The organism is Acinetobacter sp. ANC_7553, from assembly GCF_056779895.1.
This window is the reverse complement of the sequence record NZ_JBWYIV010000060.1, coordinates 1-321: the sequence shown is the minus strand read 5'-3', so window position 1 is coordinate 321 and position 321 is coordinate 1. Positions and strand designations below refer to the sequence as shown.

1 protein-coding gene is annotated in these 321 nt (G+C 47.0%); it reads left to right on the top strand.

Going from position 1 to position 321, the window contains the following annotated elements:
* Positions 1-321, top strand: a 321-nt coding sequence (locus tag AC1M9I_RS14680) for a GA-like domain-containing protein (protein ID WP_481611221.1), incomplete at both ends; no start/stop codon positions are given.

Genomic DNA, 321 nt, shown 5'->3' with positions numbered 1-321 from the left:
GCCTCATCACCCCAACAGAACTTACTGCACTGACTCAAGCACGTGATGATGCACTTGCTGCGAAAACAGAAGCACAAACAAAAGTGACAGCATTACCTGAGGCAGTACAAGCAGAAAAAGATGCGCTACAAGGTCGTTTAAATGATCTGGTTGATATCACTTTACCAACAGTAAATGACGAAGATGAAGATGGTGTTGTTGATGATATTGGTGAAGCTCTAGCAGCGGCTGAAGCAGCAGTAGAGGCAGCAGAAGCAGCATATGCAGCGGCAGAACAAGCGCTGATCGATGCAAATGCCAATGGCCTCATCACCCCAACAG